General features: G+C 65.8%; 19 protein-coding genes and 1 tRNA gene. 13 read left to right on the top strand and 7 right to left on the bottom strand.

All coding sequences use genetic code 11. From position 1 onward, the window contains the following. Nucleotides 1-157 precede the first annotated feature (157 nt). From E2I15_RS22105 to E2I15_RS22090, 4 genes are all read left to right on the top strand, one after another. Entirely contained in the window at nucleotides 158-1165 is a 1008-nt protein-coding gene (locus E2I15_RS22105) for a GlxA family transcriptional regulator (RefSeq protein ID WP_137478991.1), read from the top strand. A 102-nt stretch (nucleotides 1166-1267) separates the two neighbouring features. Continuing rightward, nucleotides 1268-1795: a tautomerase family protein gene (locus E2I15_RS22100; RefSeq protein ID WP_137478992.1), complete on the top strand. Its 528-nt coding sequence runs from the start codon at nucleotides 1268-1270 to the stop codon at nucleotides 1793-1795. Between the two features lie 13 nt (nucleotides 1796-1808). Continuing rightward, the gene (locus tag E2I15_RS22095) at nucleotides 1809-2792 is read left to right on the top strand and encodes a carbon-nitrogen hydrolase family protein (RefSeq protein ID WP_137478993.1); all 984 of its coding nucleotides are present in this window, start codon (nucleotides 1809-1811) and stop codon (nucleotides 2790-2792) included. A gap of 109 nt (nucleotides 2793-2901) precedes the next feature. Then, nucleotides 2902-3387, top strand: coding sequence for a Crp/Fnr family transcriptional regulator (locus E2I15_RS22090; RefSeq protein ID WP_016842321.1), 486 nt, complete (start codon nucleotides 2902-2904; stop codon nucleotides 3385-3387). On the opposite strand, the gene E2I15_RS22085 is transcribed toward E2I15_RS22090, so the two are convergent. Together E2I15_RS22085 and E2I15_RS22080 are read right to left on the bottom strand one after the other, a co-directional pair. After that, nucleotides 3326-4153, bottom strand: a complete 828-nt coding sequence (locus E2I15_RS22085; RefSeq protein WP_137478994.1) for a metallophosphoesterase family protein — start codon at nucleotides 4151-4153, stop codon at nucleotides 3326-3328. The two genes, E2I15_RS22090 and E2I15_RS22085, sit on opposite strands and share 62 nt — an antisense overlap. A 449-nt stretch (nucleotides 4154-4602) precedes the next feature. Next, nucleotides 4603-8475: a sensor histidine kinase gene (locus E2I15_RS22080; protein WP_137478995.1), complete on the bottom strand. Its 3873-nt coding sequence runs from the start codon at nucleotides 8473-8475 to the stop codon at nucleotides 4603-4605. A gap of 354 nt (nucleotides 8476-8829) precedes the next feature. Between E2I15_RS22080 and E2I15_RS22075 the strand changes: the two genes are divergently transcribed. The 5 genes from E2I15_RS22075 to E2I15_RS22055 all read left to right on the top strand — a co-directional run bounded on the left by E2I15_RS22075 (nucleotide 8830) and on the right by E2I15_RS22055 (nucleotide 11238). Beyond that, complete coding sequence (locus E2I15_RS22075) at nucleotides 8830-9228, top strand: phasin family protein (RefSeq protein ID WP_137478996.1); 399 nt, start codon at nucleotides 8830-8832, stop codon at nucleotides 9226-9228. A gap of 271 nt (nucleotides 9229-9499) precedes the next feature. Further along, entirely contained in the window at nucleotides 9500-9934 is a 435-nt protein-coding gene (locus E2I15_RS22070) for a phasin (protein ID WP_137478997.1), read from the top strand. A 190-nt stretch (nucleotides 9935-10124) separates the two neighbouring features. After that, nucleotides 10125-10201, top strand: a tRNA-His gene (locus tag E2I15_RS22065). Between the two features lie 200 nt (nucleotides 10202-10401). Beyond that, nucleotides 10402-10695 carry a hypothetical protein gene (locus E2I15_RS22060; RefSeq protein WP_422109840.1) on the top strand — a complete coding sequence of 98 codons (294 nt, stop codon included), beginning with the start codon at nucleotides 10402-10404 and terminating at the stop codon, nucleotides 10693-10695. Between the two features lie 216 nt (nucleotides 10696-10911). Continuing rightward, a complete protein-coding gene (locus tag E2I15_RS22055) occupies nucleotides 10912-11238 on the top strand; it encodes a hypothetical protein (RefSeq protein WP_137478998.1) in 327 nt (108 codons plus the stop codon). A gap of 13 nt (nucleotides 11239-11251) precedes the next feature. Here the strand turns inward: E2I15_RS22055 and E2I15_RS39570 are convergent, their stop codons facing one another. Continuing rightward, entirely contained in the window at nucleotides 11252-11386 is a 135-nt protein-coding gene (locus E2I15_RS39570) for a hypothetical protein (RefSeq protein ID WP_276486511.1), read from the bottom strand. 34 nt (nucleotides 11387-11420) lie between these two features. Between E2I15_RS39570 and E2I15_RS22050 the strand changes: the two genes are divergently transcribed. After that, nucleotides 11421-12101, top strand: a complete 681-nt coding sequence (locus E2I15_RS22050; protein WP_028336032.1) for an AAA family ATPase — start codon at nucleotides 11421-11423, stop codon at nucleotides 12099-12101. Between the two features lie 116 nt (nucleotides 12102-12217). Here E2I15_RS22050 and E2I15_RS38835 read toward each other — a convergent pair whose 3' ends face one another. Then, nucleotides 12218-12364 carry a hypothetical protein gene (locus tag E2I15_RS38835; RefSeq protein ID WP_016841361.1) on the bottom strand — a complete coding sequence of 49 codons (147 nt, stop codon included), beginning with the start codon at nucleotides 12362-12364 and terminating at the stop codon, nucleotides 12218-12220. Between the two features lie 149 nt (nucleotides 12365-12513). After that, complete coding sequence (locus E2I15_RS22045) at nucleotides 12514-12810, bottom strand: DUF4282 domain-containing protein (protein WP_026193358.1); 297 nt, start codon at nucleotides 12808-12810, stop codon at nucleotides 12514-12516. A 320-nt stretch (nucleotides 12811-13130) separates the two neighbouring features. Between E2I15_RS22045 and E2I15_RS22040 the strand changes: the two genes are divergently transcribed. The 3 genes from E2I15_RS22040 (at nucleotide 13131) to E2I15_RS38830 (ending at nucleotide 14396) form a co-directional block, all read left to right on the top strand. Further along, a complete protein-coding gene (locus E2I15_RS22040; protein ID WP_028340591.1) occupies nucleotides 13131-13589 on the top strand; it encodes a MaoC family dehydratase in 459 nt (152 codons plus the stop codon). 8 nt (nucleotides 13590-13597) lie between these two features. Beyond that, nucleotides 13598-14080: a MaoC family dehydratase gene (locus tag E2I15_RS22035; protein ID WP_016841368.1), complete on the top strand. Its 483-nt coding sequence runs from the start codon at nucleotides 13598-13600 to the stop codon at nucleotides 14078-14080. A 172-nt stretch (nucleotides 14081-14252) separates the two neighbouring features. Next, the gene (locus E2I15_RS38830; RefSeq protein ID WP_167350177.1) at nucleotides 14253-14396 is read left to right on the top strand and encodes a hypothetical protein; all 144 of its coding nucleotides are present in this window, start codon (nucleotides 14253-14255) and stop codon (nucleotides 14394-14396) included. Nucleotides 14397-14871: 475 nt separating this feature from the next. On the opposite strand, the gene E2I15_RS22030 is transcribed toward E2I15_RS38830, so the two are convergent. Then, nucleotides 14872-15294: a hypothetical protein gene (locus tag E2I15_RS22030; RefSeq protein WP_016841371.1), complete on the bottom strand. Its 423-nt coding sequence runs from the start codon at nucleotides 15292-15294 to the stop codon at nucleotides 14872-14874. A gap of 155 nt (nucleotides 15295-15449) precedes the next feature. After that, the gene (locus E2I15_RS22025) at nucleotides 15450-16391 is read right to left on the bottom strand and encodes a hypothetical protein (RefSeq protein WP_155262509.1); all 942 of its coding nucleotides are present in this window, start codon (nucleotides 16389-16391) and stop codon (nucleotides 15450-15452) included. Nucleotides 16392-16490: the final 99 nt, after the last annotated feature.

Raw genomic sequence — 16490 nt, 5'->3', positions numbered from 1 at the left:
TCTCGCGACATGGTTTGTCCGAATTGACAGGTATTGCTGAATTGCCCGTCGGGCAGTCACACGGCGCGTCACATTCGGCGCCCCGACGCTGCCGGCTTGTCCGGTCGTCCATGCGATGGCAGAATTGCACCATATTGTGCAAAATCGGACACGGGCCATGCCACTCATCCGGATCTGGGTCTATGACGGCATCCTCGCTTCGGGCGTGGCGGGCATCGTCGACGTGTTCACCGCCGCCAATTCGGTGATGGCGCGGCGGCCGCGGCGTCACAGCGTCAAGCCGGCACAGCTGCGGTGGCGCGTCGAGTCCTTGAGTGGCCGGCCGGTCCAGACGGCGTCTGGCCAGGTCATCGGCGTCGATGGACCGATCGGCGCGCGGTCTTCGGCAGACGCCGTGGTGATCCCGGGACCGTTCGTCGGCGATATCGAGCGCTTCTTCGCGCGGCTCGATACCGTCGCGCCGCTGCTCGCGGCGCTGCGGCGGCAGCATGAGCGCGGCACCCTGCTTGCGTCCTATTGCACCGGCAGCTTCATCCTCGCCGAGGCCGGCCTGCTCGACGGCAGGGTTGCGACCACCCACTGGGCCAAGGGGCGGACATTCGCGATGCGATATCCGGCGGTGGATCTGCGCGTCGCCGAGATCCTCACCGAGCAGAACCGCATTGTCTGCTCGGGCGCGGTGACCACCTCGCTCAATCTCGCGCTTCGGCTGGTCGAGAAATTCGCCGGTGCCGACGTGGCCGCCGAGACCGGCAAGCTGATGCTGATCGACAGCAATCGCGTCTCGCAGGCGCCCTATGCCAGCCGCGCGCGCGACACGCAGCACTCCGATGCGCTGGTGGCGCGGGCGCAGAGCATGATGGAGAAGTCGCTGCAACAGGGCTTCAGTCTGGCCAGGCTGGCCCGCGATCTTGCGGTCAGCGAGCGCACCCTGAACCGCCGCTTCAAGCTGGCGGTCGGCGAGGCGCCCCTGCAATATCTGCAAGCGTTGCGTGTCGATGTGGCCAAGCGCCTGATCGAAACCACGCGGCTGAAGCTCGACGCGGTCAGCGCGCGCGTCGGCTACGACGATCTTTCGACCTTCCGTCGCCTGTTCAAGCGCGAAACCGGACTCTCGCCACGCGAATACCAGCGCCGGTTCGTGCGCAGGGCCGCCGCGAGCTGAGCACGCCGTGTCCGAATTTGCACTGATAATGGCGATACTGCCACTGCTGTCGGGAGCACGCCGCGCATAGACCTCGTGCTGTCAACAACAGGAGGTCTCTCAATGCCGATGATCGACGTGACAATTCCCGAAGGAGCCCTGAAGCCGGAAGCGGAGGCGCGGCTCATCAAGGAGCTCGGCGATATCCTGATCGGTCACGAGGGGTTCGATCCGGCGAACAAGGTTGCGCAAGGCGTCACCGTTGTCTTCCTGCATCGGCCGGCCGCCGTTTATGTCGCGGGCCAGCCATCGCCGTCGCCGCGTTACCGGATTGTCCCGACCGTGCCGGAAGGCCAGTACACCGAAGCGTCGCGCGCGGCGCTGGTGAAGGACGTCACCGATGCGGTGGTGCGCGCCGCCGGCGGTTCGTTCGAGGACGTGGCGCCGCAGGTCTGGGTGTTTCCGACCGAGATCCCCGACGGCCAGTGGGGCAGCCGTGGCGTCATTCGTCCGTTGCCGGACATCCAGGCCTTCATCGCCGGCGAGCACGAGCGCAAGGTCGGCGAGGCGCGTCTGGCGCGACGGCGGCGCGTCAAGGCGCTGGAGTTGCTTGCGGGCGCGCTCGACGCTGCCCGCAAGGGCGTCGACTGACGCGGGCAAAGCCATGACATCCGACACGCATTTCAGGCTCGCGGCGGTCCAGGCCGCAGCGGTGCCATTCGATCGCGACGCCTCGGTGGAGAAGGCCTGCCGCCTGATCGGCGAGGCCGGCGCCATGGGAGCGACGATCGCCGCCTTCGGCGAGACCTGGCTGCCCGGCTATCCCTTCTTCTGTCACGCGCCGACCGGGCCGAGCACGTTTCGCGCGATGGCCGAATATCTCGACAACGCGGTCGAGGTTCCCTCGCCCGCGACCGACCGGCTCTGTGCCGCCGCCGAGGCCGCCGGACTGGATGTCGTGATCGGCGTCGCCGAACGTGATGCCGTGACCAAGGGCACGGTCTACTGCACGCTGCTGTTCATCGGCCGCGAGGGACGGCTGCTCGGCCGCCATCGCAAGCTGAAGCCGACCTTCAACGAACGCTCGGTGTGGGCCGATGGCGACGCGGCGGGGCTGCGCGTGCATGAGCGGCCTTATGGCCGGATCAGCGGCCTCAATTGCTGGGAGCACAACACCATGCTGCCCGGCTACGCGCTGGCCGCACAGGGAACGCAGATCCACGTCGCGGCGTGGCCGGGGCGGGAGCCTGCGGTGGCGCCACCGTCGCCGACGCCGCTCTGGCCGCGGCAGTTGTTGCTGTCGCGCGCGTTCGCCTCGCAGGCGGGCTGCTACGTCATCGCCGTCGGCGGCATGCGCTCGCACGAAGCGACGCCGGAGCGCTACCGCGACCTCTCGACGATCGAGTACAGCGGTGACAGCGTCATCATCGATCCGCGCGGCGAGGTCATCGCAGGTCCGGCGCAGGGCGAGACCATCCTGGTCGCTGACGGATCGCGGGAGGCCGTGCTCGCCGCCAAGGCGCTGTGCGATATCGGCGGCCATTATTCGCGCCCCGACCTGCTGCGGCTGATCGTCGATCGCAATCCACAGGAGCGTGTCACCGACTGCGGCTTCGCCGGGCGTGTCACACCGGAGATGTGGGAGTGACGCGACCCGCACCATTGCCGGCGTGCCGACAATTTGGGCAGAACGCCCAGCTAATGCCGTTTGACGCGACAGCATCTCTGCCTAGTCTGACCGGAGACGGAGATGAAACATGCGAGCGATCCTTGATCACTGCACCGGCGGTCGCAGGCGCAGCTTGCCGGCCGGCACGGATTTCATCGAGGAGGGCGGCAAGACCGGGCACCTGTTCGTGCTGCTCGAGGGCAAGGTGGAAGTCGTCAAGGGGGACAGTCTGGTCGCCGTGATCGACGAGCCCGGCGCGGTGTTCGGCGAGATGAGTGTGCTGCTCGACCGGGCGCACAGCGCCAAGGTGCGCACGGCCTCCGATTGCGTCCTGTACGAGTTCGACGATGCGGCGTCGTTCCTGCGCCAGCAGCCGGCGGTGGCGCTGCTGATCGCGCAACTGCTGGCGCAACGGCTTCATGTCGCCACGACCTATCTCGCCGACCTGATGCACCAATATGCCGATCACGGCACCCATCTGGCGATGGTCGGTGAGGTGCTGCAGAGCATGATCAACCTGCCGCCGATGCAGGTCGCGCCAGGCTCGGATCGGCAATCCGATCCAAGGATATGAGCCAGTCCGGCGCATCGCGCACAGGCGCTGCCGGCCGCGACAGCGGCGCTTTGAGATCGATCATCTGCGCATCGCCGGCGGCGAGCCAGAATGCCTTGTCCTGCGCGAGATCGAGCACGATGTAGACCGGGGGCCGGCCGGGCTGCAGGCCGGTGTTGAACACCCAGGTCCCTCCGATCCGGTCGAACCACGAGCCGCTCTGGATGAACGGCGACTGATGCACATGGCCCGAGATCACCATCGCCGGATGGTGGCGCCCGATCCAGCCGAGCAGCTCGGCGTCGCCGAAGAAGCGCTTGCCGCCCCAACTGGTCGGCGAATCCGCCGGCGGGGCGTGATGGACCCAGACCCAACGCTTATGCGGCATCGCGGCTGCGGCGCGAAGCTGCTCGTCGATCCGCGCCTTGACCAGCGGGCCGTCCCACCACGGGCACACCGTGAACAGCGTGTCGCCGATGGTCAGGTTGTCGCCGTCGCAGGCGACGCCGAATTCCCTGATGCCCGCGACCCAGCGCGCGATCTTCTCGCCCTCCGGGTTGCGCTCATCGAGGTCGTGATTGCCCGAGCAGAAGATCACCCGCGTGAGATCGGCGAGCCGCGACAGGTATTTCGTGACGACGACGATCTGGGCGCGGAAATCGACCGCCGACCCGAGGTTGAGCGCATCGCCGGCGAAGATCACGAGATCGAATTGCGGTGCCGCCGCCAGCAGCCAGTCGAACTGCGGCAACGAGTAATGCAGGTCGGCGACGACAAGACAGCGCATCGGTGAAAATCCGAATGCCCGGAAAACGGGCGGGGCCGCACGGCAATGAATTCAAACAAGCCGAATCGCAGCAAGATCTATGCCGCGCTGCGCGGATCCGACGCGACAGATTTTCGCAGTGTCCGGCGAGTAGTTGGTCCTGCCGGCGCGGCGGTGGAGCGCGAATTTCGAAGCGAGTTGAATTTTGCGCGGTTGTGCGCCGCTCAGGCAAGTGAGGTTAGCACGCCTGTCAGGCTCCCTCTCCCCCTGCGGGAGAGGACGGGGAGAGGGGTGGCCCCGGGCGAGATTTTTGCGATGAGTGTCAGTCTCACAGTCTCGGCCGCGCCGTTCTGCAAATGGAGAGAGCACGTCGTGTGGTACCCCTCTCCCCAACCCTCCCCCGCGAGGGGGAAGGGAGCCCCTCCGCCGGTGCGTCCCTTACGCTTGAACGCGCATCCTTCAAGTCCCGCTTACGCCCTTGCTGCGGCGTGGACGAAAGTCACCTCGATCAGCGTGCCGGTGCGGCCGCCGGTCCTGATCTGGAATTTGGCGCGATTGGCTTCGACCAGCGCCTTGGTCAGCGACAGGCTGACGCCGCCGGAGCCGGCCTGATCCGATGGCGTCGGCGCGCGGAACGGCTCGAGCGCCGCGGCGACCTCGTTGTCGTTGAGGCTCTGCCCGGTGTCGCGCACGCGCAGCATCACCTCGCCGAAGTCCGACAGCGCGGTCGAGACGATCACCTGGCCGCCGGCGTTGGCGAGATGGATCGAGTTGCCGATCAGGTTCAGCGTGATCTGGCGCAGCGCGCGGGCGTCGGCGACGACAGGCGGCAGCGTGTGCGCGAGCGAGGTGCGGATGATGATGCGTTCGCGGTTGGCCTGCGGCTGCATCACCGCGACGCAGCTCTCCACCATCTCGTTGAGGTTCTGGCTGGCGAAGGCGAGATCGAGCTTGCCGGTCTCGATCCGCGAGAGGTCGAGCAAATCGTTGACGATCGCGATCACCCGCTCGCCGGAGGCGCGGATGTCCTTCATGTATTCGACATAGCGCTCGTTGCCGAGTGCACCGAAGCGCTCGCCGATCATGACCTCGGCGAAGCCGATGATGGCGTTGAGCGGCGTGCGCAGCTCGTGGCTGATCCGCGCCAGCATGTCGGACTTGGCGTTGGCGGCGCGTTCGGCGAGCCGCCGTGCCTCGCGCAATTCGCCCTCGCTCTTCCTGGTCTGCGACAGATCGCGGAACACCGCGAAGAAGTTCGGCCCGTCGGCGCGGGTGCGGCCCATCGTCACCGACAGCGGGATGATGCCGCCCTGGCGGACGCGGCCGAGCGTCTCGCGGCCATGGTCGAGCAGGCTGGCGACGCCGGCCGATTTCAGGCTCGAGAGATAGTCGAAGATGCCGTGCTGGCTTTCCGGCGCGAACAGGTCGGCGAGCTTGCGGGTGACGAACTCGTCGCCGTCATAGCCGAACAGCGCCTCGGCGCTGCGGTTGCAGGAATGGATGTTGCCCTCGGCATCGAACATGATGATGCCTTCGGCCGCGGTGTCGAGGATCGCGCCGAGTTCCTCGGCGTCGGCGTGGCCGGCCTGCGGCTCGGCCGGCGCACGCGGCGGCTCGGCGGCGGCCGCAGGCTCCGGCTCGGGTTCGGAGAGCGCGGCGGCGATCGCGGCATCCTCGTCCAGCGTGCGCGAGAAGATCAGCGCCAGCGCGGAATCGTCGTCCCAGGTGATGGTGTGCAGCCGCGCCTCGGCGGACACCGACTGCGCGCCGTGCTCGGTGCTCTGGTTCGCCGAGATCGTCACCGGCGTGCCGGTGCCCGACGTGCTGCTCGCCTGCGCGACGCCGGGCTCGACATAGAGCGCGTCGAGGCCGCCGGCGGCTTCCAGCGCGTGCAGGCTGTCATGGCCCATGCGTGCGAGGAAGGCGTGGTTGGCATAGAGCAGGCGGTCGAGGCGGTAGATCAGGACGCCGACCGGCAACAGATCGAGCAGCGCGCGGTCGCGCCGGGAGTCGGCGCGCGGCGCCGGCTCCGCCGCAGCGAGCCAGCTGGCCTTTGGCGTTTCCGCCGGCGGCTCCAGCTGCGCGACCGTCTCCTGCGGTGCCGCCGCTGCTTCCTGCGGCGGTTCGCTGGCGGGCTGCGCTTCGGCGACCGGCTCGGCCGGCACGCTGTCGTTCGTGGTCGCGGCGAGGCCGGCCTCGTTCTCGAGCCGCGCCGACAATTGGCGGGCGAGCTCGTTGAAGGCGTTGTTCTCGACCGGCGTCAGCGACGGCGGCCGGGTGTCGCCGGCGGGACGGAACGGCACCACATTCGGTGGCGGGTCGTGACGCACTTCGTGCGTTTCCTCGTGCGTTTCCACGGCGTGATCCGGATCGGCTCGGTGTGAAGTCTCTGCTGCTGTCGGCTCGGTCAATTCCTCGGGTGGTGCTATCGCGGTCGTGTCGGGCGGCGGCTCGGCGTGCGGCGGAGGATGGTCCGGCGGCGCGGCGGGCCCGGGCGGCGCATCGCTGCGTGGCGCCGGCGCGACATCGGCCGACAGCGACTTCGGCGCGACCCAGCCGCTGAAGAACTCATAGCGGCGCAATGCGGCGAGTCGCGCAAGCCCGTCGAGGTCGCGACACACACCAAAGCCGCGATAGCCGGCGAAATTCCGGGCACGATCGAACACCGGCAGCCCGGACAGTTCGACCGGGAGCCGGCCGCCGCCGTCGACCGGCCAGTGCAACGTGATGCCGCTCCAGGTGTCATGGCTGGCGAACGCCTGCATCACGCGGCCCTCGGGATCGAGGCCAAAACTCTCGGCGATATCGCTCCACAGCCGGCCGAAGCCCGCCGCGGTGTGCAGGCCGATCAGGCGGGTGAATTCATCGGAGCCGAGCGAGAAGCGCGCCTCGTGGTCCATCTGCCACATGAAACGCAGCGGATGCCGCCGCACCGGCAACGGCTCGTCGAGCCAGGATGGCAGTGGCACCGGCGCCAATGTCGCGGGCTCCGGTTCGGCGGCAGGCGCAGGCGTCTCAGCGACCGCATAAGGCGAGGGGGCGGGATCGGCCGGCGGCCCTGATGTTTCCGGCGCGTTTGCCGTCTCTTCTAGATCAGGCGCGGGCTCCGGCTCAGGCTGTTCGACCCGCGCCTCGGCGGGCACGTCGATCAGCGCTTCCGACAGCGGCTCCTCGACGGCGGGAGCTTCGTCGGGCGTGGTGTCGAGAAGCGCAGTCTCTGCGTGCGCCTGTTCTGCTGACGCGAAAGATGGAGCGACGTCTGCAGGCTCTTCGACCCGCGCTTCCATAGGTGCCTCGATCAGCGCTTCCGACAGCGGCTCCTCGACCGCGGCAGTTGCGTCGGGCGTGGTATCGAATGCCGCGGTCTCGATGGGCGCCGCTTCGACAGGCGCGGGAGATGAATCCGCAGAGTCGGGTTCAGTCGCGCTGATGATCGGCGCGGCCGCTTCTTCCGGCGTCGGATCGAGCGCATCGAACAGCGTGAAGGTGGCCGGCGCTTCGCTTGCCGACGCAGGGGCTTCGTGATGCGCGGCTTGTTGGTCGACGGCGACCGGTGCTGGCGGCAGTTCGGTTGCCGCGGCCTCTGGCGGCGTCACTGTTGGGGATACGGGGGCTTCGGACGCTGCCGGCGCGACCGGCCCAGGTACGACCGGCTCAGGCGCGATCGGCGCCGCCGGCCTTGCGGCGAGATGCGGCGCCGGCTTGATCAGCGCGACCAGCGCGCGATCGGCGCCGCGGCCGATCCGCTGCAGCACGACGCGGCCGATCGCAACGCCCGCCGCTGCGCGGCCCTGCGCCAGCGCCTCGCCGCGCGCGGCATCGAGACCGGCTTCGGTGAGGTCGTGCAGGCCGGGCAGCGCCCGCGCCGCCTCATTGGTTGCGACCAACAGCCCGTCGCTGGTGAAGGCGGCGGCCGGACGGGGCAAGCCCTGCAGCAGCCGCAGCAGGCGTTCCGCGAGCGGCATGCCGCGGCCGGTCGCGTTGAGCGCGGTCATCAGGATGCCGTGGCTGCCGTCCGGCAGGTCGATCCGGGCGCAGCCGCAGGTCGCGAGCATGCCGGGCGCCGCGCCGAAGCCGCGCAGCCGCTCCAGCCGGACTGCGCCATTGGCATTCAGGCTGTGGCCGAGCCGCGCGACCTGACGACGATGTGGATCGGCCGGACCGAAGCCGCGCTTTGCCAGTTCGGCGCCGTTTGCGGCACCGAATACCTGCGCGCCGACCGGATTGGCCCAGAGAATCCGCGCGCCGTCGGCCGCCCACAGCCATGCCGGCAGGGCGCCCGTCGCATGATCCGCCAGCCTGACATCGCCGAGCGCCTGGATCTGGAATTCCGCGTCACTCATCACGCAAGATTTGACCGCATGGGTTTGGCTTTCTTCCTTAAGCTCAGCCGAAGGCCCGGCAGCCGCAGGACGACAGCCTTAACAGAAGGTTAGTATCGCAACTGGGGGGCGGCAGGTCCATGTCCGCAACGAAACTGCCCCCGCCAAAGCCGGGATAACGTTAACCTGGCTGAACGATCCACAGCCGTTCGGCGTTGTGGGGCAGACAGAGGTTGCTGCGAGCCGCGCGATGCGGAACCAGGCGGCGCCGCGTCACACCTGCGATTGCAGTGCCACGCTATATTCTGCCGTCTATCTTGCCCTGGGCCCGCAGGGCCAAGCGGCGGGCCGATCAGCAAGCGAGGGAGAGCGACCATGAGCGATAACGGGCGTGACCATTTCGAGATCCCCAAGTTCGAGATTCCCAAGGATATGCGGTCGATGGCGGAGGCGAGCTTCGATCAGGCGCGCAAGGCGTTCGAGCAATTCGTGATCAATGCCAAGGACACCGCCGGCAAGATCGAGGAGCGCAACGCCACGATGCGCGCCGGCGCCAAGGACCTTTCCGCCAAGGCGCTGTCCTATGCCGAAAAGAACGTGCAGTCGTCGCTGGACTACGCCGAGGCGCTGCTCAAAGCCAAGGACCTCAGCGACGTCATGCGGCTGCACAGCGAATATGTGCAGGGCCAGATGCGCTCGCTCGCCGAGCAGGCCAGCGAAATGGGCCAGGCCGTCAGCCGCGCCGCGATGGACGCGGTCAAGCCGAAGAACTGATCGAGGCGCTTTGACCGCGGTCGACCCGGCGCGTTCAGCCTCGGTCGGCCGCGGTAACCTTATATTCCGCCATGTAAAAAATATGGCGTTGCACGCGATCTTACATTGCGTTGCACAAAATTGACATGATATGGGTGTTTATTAGGCGCGCCCGACGAAGGGCACTCCCGTGAATCAAGGCAGCGTGATCCATTTCAGCGCTCCCGGCCTGATGGGCTCCGGGACGTCCGCAATGGTCACATCTACTCACCCGTTGCGAAGGATTACACGTATGACCAACCCGTCCGATCCGTTCTCCGCCTCGATCATTCCGTTTGAAGTTCCCGAGCAGATGCGTGCGTTCGCCGAGAAGGGCGTTCTGCAGGCCCGCGACAGCTACGCCAAGTTCAAGGACGCTGCCGAGACCCACAACTCGACGGTCGAGGCCGTGTTCACCTCGGTGAGCAAGGGCGCCAGCGCGTATTCGGCCAAGCTGGTCGAATTCTTCAAGGCCAATACCACCTCCTCGCTCGACTTCGCCCAGGAGCTGTTCAGCGTGAAGTCGCCGACCGAAGCGGTCGAGCTCTGGACGTCGCACGCCCGCAAGCAGTTCGAGACCTACACCGCGCAGGCCAAGGAACTGGCCGAGCTCGGCCAGAAGGTCGCCAGCGAGGCCGCCGAACCGATCAAGGCGGGCGCCTCGAAGTTCTACAAGCCGGCCGCCTGATCGCTGCCGTTTTGAGACCAGCGAAAGGCCCGAGGCCGTAGCGGTCCGGGCCTTTTTGCTGACCAAGGGCGCGTCAAGCGGCCCGACATAACAGCGGAAATCGGCGCGTTACGGCCTTGCCAAAGCGCGGCGTTGCACCTAGTTTCCGCCCGAAATCGCCGCCCCGCTTGAGCGGGCCGCGCGTCAGGATGCAGTTGTAGCTCAGTTGGTTAGAGCGCCTGTCTGTGGAACAGGAGGTCGGTGGTTCGAGCCCACCCAACTGTACCATCCGCAAGATCACTCAGCGCGACATCGCAACATCAGACCATCGCAAGGTCGTTCGCCCTTATCGCCCGGCGTGTCATCGCGTCCGCTTGCACTTCTCTGCCCTGTCACCCAAACTGACCGACAAGACGCCTTAACGACGCCTGGTGACACCTTTGGGGGGATGCATGGGGACCGCCGGTTCAAGGAGTTTTTCGTTTGCGTTGATTTCAAGCATCGCCTTGGCGGCGCTGCTGCTGCCGGGCCGAAGCGAGGCCTACACGCCGGATCAGCAGCAGGCCTGTACGCCTGACGCGTTCAGGCTCTGCAGCCCCGAGATTCCCGACGTCGATCGCATCACGGCCTGCATGATCAGGAACAAGGCGCAGCTCTCGCCGGCCTGCCGCGTGTTCTTCCGCGCGGGTCCGGAGCCGCACGAGGCGAGCGAGCGCGTGGAGCGGCGGCCTGCGAAGCGGAAGGTCTCCAAATCGCACAAGGCGAAGAAGCCGGCCCACTGACCTCACTCGCATCGCGCGCAGGCGAGGAGTCACCAGCTTGACGCGTGTCGTCGCGCAATCGTGCGCTTCGCACGAAAATGCGCGCTAGATCGTCCGGCCGCGATTTCAAGCCTGTCATGCGCGACAGACTGACGCCTTGTGACGCTGTCACGCAGCATCATCTGTGGGACTTGTGTGGTTTGCCAAATCTGTTCCGCCGTGGAACGGATGGAATGAGTGGGACACGTGAGCGAATACTACAAGCAAGAGATCGATCGGCACTTCGCCTGGTTCGAAGCCAAGCTGCCGGAAAAGCCGGCGCGCTTCGTCGCGTGGCTGCGCAAGCCGTCGTCGCGCTATGTGCGGATTCCGCTCGCGATCCTCCTGATCATCGGCGGCATCTTCAGCTTCCTGCCGGTGCTTGGGCTCTGGATGCTGCCGCTCGGACTCCTTTTGTTCGCGCAGGACATTCCGTTTCTGCAGAAGCCCACCGCGCAATTGCTCGGCTGGATCGAGCGCAAATGGATCGAGCGCGAGCGCGCGAAAGCCGCCGGAAAACGCTAGGCACTGAGTCAAATCAAACGCTTAGCACTTCCATTTGCGGTTGCGTCATAAGTTCGGTGTGACTCAAAAAGCAAAACGCGCCGGTAATCTTGGCCACTTTGCGGATTGCAAGAAATTTTTTCTTTCGCGAATCAGCGTGCTGATTCATTTTCGCCTCCTGGGGTCAATCTGGAGGCCAACGTATGAACGTGATTGTTTTCGCTTCGCGTAAGGGGGGCTCGGGAAAAAGTACCCTGGCTGCTCACCTCGCCGCGCAAGTGCACAAGGCAACGAAGCCCTGTCTGCTGATCGACGCCGATCCGCAGGGCTCGCTGACTCTCTGGCACAAGCTGCGCGGCACCAACGAGCCGGCGATCAAGACGGCGGTGAACTCAGTCAGCGGGATCATTGCCCAGGCCAAGCGTGACGGCATCGAGTGGGTGTTCATCGACACGCCGCCGAACCTCTCGGCCGTGGTCGACGACTCCATCAAGAACGCCACGATGGTGATCATTCCGGCGCGGCCCGGCGTGTTCGACGTCAACGCCGTGCAGGAAACCATCCAGACCTGCCGCTCGATGCGCAAGCCCTATGCCGTCGTGATCAACGGCGCGCCCGCGCAGCGTGACGGCGCCGAAAGCCGCATCGTCGCGATCGCGCGCGAGGCGCTGGCGAAATTCCGCGCGCCGGTGTGGAGCGGCCAGATCACCAACCGCGCCGATCTTCTGATGGCGCTCGGCCAGGGTGAAGGCGCCCGCGAATATTATGCGGAAGGCCGCGCCGCCGCCGAGATCAATCGGCTATGGGCCGCGATCGAGCGCTCGATCAAGGCGATCCGCGGCACGGCGTCGGCGTCCGGTACGATGCACAAGCAAGCGGCGTAACAACGCCGCCTACGTTCGAAATGGAAAGAACGCGCGGCACTCGCGCGTTTTTTGCTGAAGCGACCAGGCAATCGCAGATTGCCTGGCTGACCCTCGCAATGACGCGATGGTTGGCTTCAAGCCACCATCAGCAGATAGAATGCGATCACCGGCACCAGGGTCAGGATCACCGACCAGATGCCGACAGCCCATAAAATATCCTCGGTCGTAAAGCCCGGCTCGGCACCCGGCCTCACGGCAACAAAGCCATTCCTCGAATTCACGACGCCCCCGCGTTGGTCTTGGCAATGCAGAGGCTGATACGCGAGCGGATTTAAGATCCCGGTCGGAATTTCGCGGGCATTTGCGCGCGGGTGCTACTTCGGATTAACCACGACATGGGCGGACCGCGTTCGGCTGGGTGCCGTTCTCCTCAGCGCATTGCTCCGTCCCGGTCGCGGATCGCGCCGAGATGCTCGTTGATCCGGAACACGATCAGGATGAACTCGGCGGCGATGCGCGAGAATACGATGCCGACGAAGACGCTGGCGATCGACGCGAGCAGCTGGATGAAGCCGACGAACGGGCTGATCGCCATCGCGGTGAGGCTCCACAGGATGCCGGAGATCCCGAACAGCACGATCACCGCGATCACCAGCCAGTAGAACGTCTTGATGATCGTGGGCGTGATGAAGCGGTCCCACTGAAACAGATCCTGGAAATCGAACATCATGGTTCTCCCGGCCAGCCGAAATATGATTCGCGTCGCTTTCATCCTACTGCGTCACCGCCGGCGCGATCACTTCGTCGCGGAAGCCTGCGCCGCAGGCGTCCATCGGGACGAGGCTTTTCGCCGGGCCAATGGTTTGGGACGACGCCAAAGCGCCTCCGCGACCAGAGGGATCGATACCGCAGAACCCCAATCGGTCTCGCCAAAGGCGAGCCCCGGACCGGGCGCCGGCGGTCCAGGGCGAGCTATGCGAGTGGGCCGGTTGTGATTGCTGCAAATAACGGCCACAATCGGGCTTCCCTCCGGCATATCCTCACCCAATGACCACGCTGACCTTCGAAGACTTCAAGCCCGGCCGCTTCGGCACGTTCGGCCCGCGCCATGTTTCACGCGAGGAAATCCTCGCCTTTGCCGCCGAATTCGACCCGCAGCCGATGCATCTCGACGAGGAGGCGGCGAAGAAATCCATGCTCCGCGGCCTGTCGGGCTCGGGCTGGCATCTCGGCTCGCTGATGATGCGGATGCTGTTCGATGGCTTCATCGGCCGCACCGCCTCGCTGGGCGCACCCGGGGTCAACGAGATGCGCTGGGTGGCGCCGCTGCGTCCGGGCGACGATTTGACGCTGGATGTCGATGTCGTCGAAGCGCGCGTCTCGAAGAGCCGTCCCGAGACGGGCATCGTCACCTTCAAGAGCACGATCCGCAACGCGCGCGGCGAGATGCTGTGCGAGATGGAGGCGCCGATCATGATCAGCCGCCGCGACGCTGCGAGCGCATAGGAGAGGTCATGCGCTTTTTTGAAGATATCGAGATCGGCGCACGGCGCGAGTTCGGCTCCTTCACCTTCACGCCTGAGGACATCAAGCGCTTTGCCGCACAGTTCGATCCGCAGCGCTTCCATCTCGACGAGGAGGAGGGGCGCAAGTCGCTGTTCGGCGGGCTCGCCGCATCGGGCTGGCATGTCGCCAGCGTCTGCATGAAGCTGCTCGTCGCCGACGGCAAGCGGCTCGCCGCGGAAGCCGCCGCGCGCGGCGAACAGGTCGCGGTCTGGGGGCCCTCGCCGGGCTTCCGCGAACTGCGTTGGATCCGCCCGGTGCTGGCGGGCGATACCATCAGCTTCACCAACCAGGTCGAGACCAAGCGCACGTCCGAGAAGCGGCCCGAATGGGGCATCCTCCAGGCCCGCAACATCGGCGTCAATCAGCGCAATGAGGTGGTGTTCTCGTTCCTCGCCACCGCTTTCGTGCCGCGGCGGAATCCCGGTTCCTGATGTTGCCCGCATGCCTCTGATGTTGCCCGGACGCCATGGTTAGCAGATGACTTCTGCCGCCGACGCAGTTGTGCGTTGCGTGGAACTCATTTTTTGCTAACGCATTCTGAACCTTTGTCCCTGCCTTATGGTTTGAGGGCACGGACATCTGGCAAGAATGACTGGGGATACCATGGCAGATCGCAGCGCGCTGAAACTCGTCGGCATTATCTTCGCGACGGTAACGGTTGTGGTGATGCTGGCCACCGGACTGGTCGTGAAGGGCTTCGCCGACGGCAATTATTCCTTCGAGACCACCGCGAGCATCGATCGCTGATTGACCGTCTGTAACTGCCGGCGCTCGAGGGAGCGCAGGTAGCGTGCATTTGCGCTTTTCAATGTGACCTGTCGGCAGGCTGCGTCACACATCTTCCAAGCTTCAGTCTAACGATTCCAGATCAGCACCATCACGATCGTCGCGGCTGCCATGTGCCGATGAACCGGATCATGATCGTGCCGATGCCCTGCTGCGGCTGGCGCAACGGAATCGGATCGGCGGCGTTATCCGGCCGGACGCTCTGCATGACTTCGTCTCCAAATGGATGCCGGGCAAGGCGCGGTCCGGACGCGAATTCCGGATTGGAGGCGGGCTCGGCATCCGAAGTTCAAATCGGCTTCTGCAAAAACTGACGTCGCGGAGTTTACACCGCGCTGAATAATGAATCGTTCTGCGCTGAATCGCGGCCGCAAAGCGAAGCCGCCGCCCCCTGTCCAGGAGGCGGCGGCTGCCAATCCTAAAAGGCGGATCCGGATCAGCTGTTGCGCAGGCCGTCGGCGGCGCGCTTCCACTGCGAGACGTTGTCGGCGATCATGCGCGTCGACTTCATCGCGGCCTGGCTGAGCTGGGCATAGCCGGAGATCTCGCGCTGGACGCGCTGGCCCTCGGCATGCAGCAGGTCACGCAGGCTCTCGAGTTCGCCGATCAGCTTCTCGATCTCGGCGAGCGAGGTGCCGGCGACGCGCTGGATCAGCGAGTTGACGTTGCTGACGGTGGCATCGGTGTTGGTGTCGGTCGGCGCGGTCTCCGGGCTCGCCACCGGCCGGCGCAGATAGGCGATATCGTTGCGCACGAAGTCGCGGATGCCGGCTTCGACTTCCGAGACCGCGGCAAGGTTGGTGTCGACCTCGGACGTCGTTTCGACTTCGGCTTCCTCGGTACGGTTGGTGGCGTTCATCGGCTTTCCCCTTGTTCGCAATAGCGAAGCGCGGCTTGTCCCCCGCACGACGAATTGATGAAGTTACGGACCTATCAGTGCCGCCGAATTTGACCGCATCTGGGCCAAGTTGCGGCAATGCCTGATCATTTAGCGCGATAGAGCTAACAGACCGTTCACCATGAGCGCTTGTAGCCGGCGCTGATGCTCTTGTTGGTCGTGCCCTGGGAGGTCTCGCCGACCGAGCCGGAGACGGTGACCCCGTCGAACAGCTTCTGCTCGGCGCCGATCCGGCGCAGCCATCTGTCGTCGGACGTCGACAGCGTCTGGCCTGCCGTGATGCTGGTGCCGGTGTCGTTAACGGACAGGCTCGCCGATTGATCGGTGTCGTAGCTGCGTGAGGGGTGGCTGATGATGCCGGGCACCGGGACCACGCCCTGCTGGATGAGGTTGTAGCCGTTCTGCAGCGTCAGCGAATATTGCTCCGACAGCGGCACCGACTTGCTCAAGGAGGTGCCGACCTTGCTCTGGTCGGCGGAGGGATCGACCCGCGCCTCGACCGAGGTCTTGTCCCAGATCGAGGCCACGCCGCCGGTCGAGATCGCAGCCCAGGCCGAGCCGCCGGATTGCGGCAGGCTGCCGCCATTGGCGAGCCGCTCCGACAATTGCTCCGACGTCGTCATCGTGCCTTGCCTCGCGACCGTCACGTCGGCGCCGATGCGGGTGTCGAGGAAAGGCGAGATCGACTGCTTGACCGATACCGCCGACGAGCCGTTGCCGTTGTTGTTGGTTGACCAGGATGGATCGTTGCCGGCGACGCTGGCGGGCCTCGCCGCACGCTTCGGCGCCAGCGTCGGCAGGCTGGTGGAATCGGTGTCGAGCTGGCTCCAGTCGAGCTTGCTCTCGTCGATGTCCTTCAGGATGTCGGCGTCATTGGCATTGGCCGCCGGCGGCTCCTGGTCGGCCGCAGCCTCGGCGTTATCGGCTGCGGTATCCTGGGCGGCGGGAGCGATCTGCCATGGCGGGGTTTGCGCGGCGGCCGACAGCGCCATCGCCAGGCCGAAGCCGGCCGCCAGCACCGGCAGCCTTGCCCACCCAAATCGTAATGTGAAAGTCATTCCCAGCCCGCAAATTCCAGAGCCGCAGCATGCGTTTGCCGAGGCGCAAAATTGTGGCATCGGCGCTCTGAAAGCAAGTGATCAACGCGTGATCGTCAT

The organism is Bradyrhizobium sp. BR2003 (genome assembly GCF_009720285.1).
In the GTDB taxonomy this organism is placed as follows: Bacteria; Pseudomonadota; Alphaproteobacteria; order Rhizobiales; family Xanthobacteraceae; genus Bradyrhizobium; species Bradyrhizobium elkanii.
Note: the sequence above shows the minus strand (reverse complement) of the source record. Positions and strands in the feature narration are given on the sequence as shown.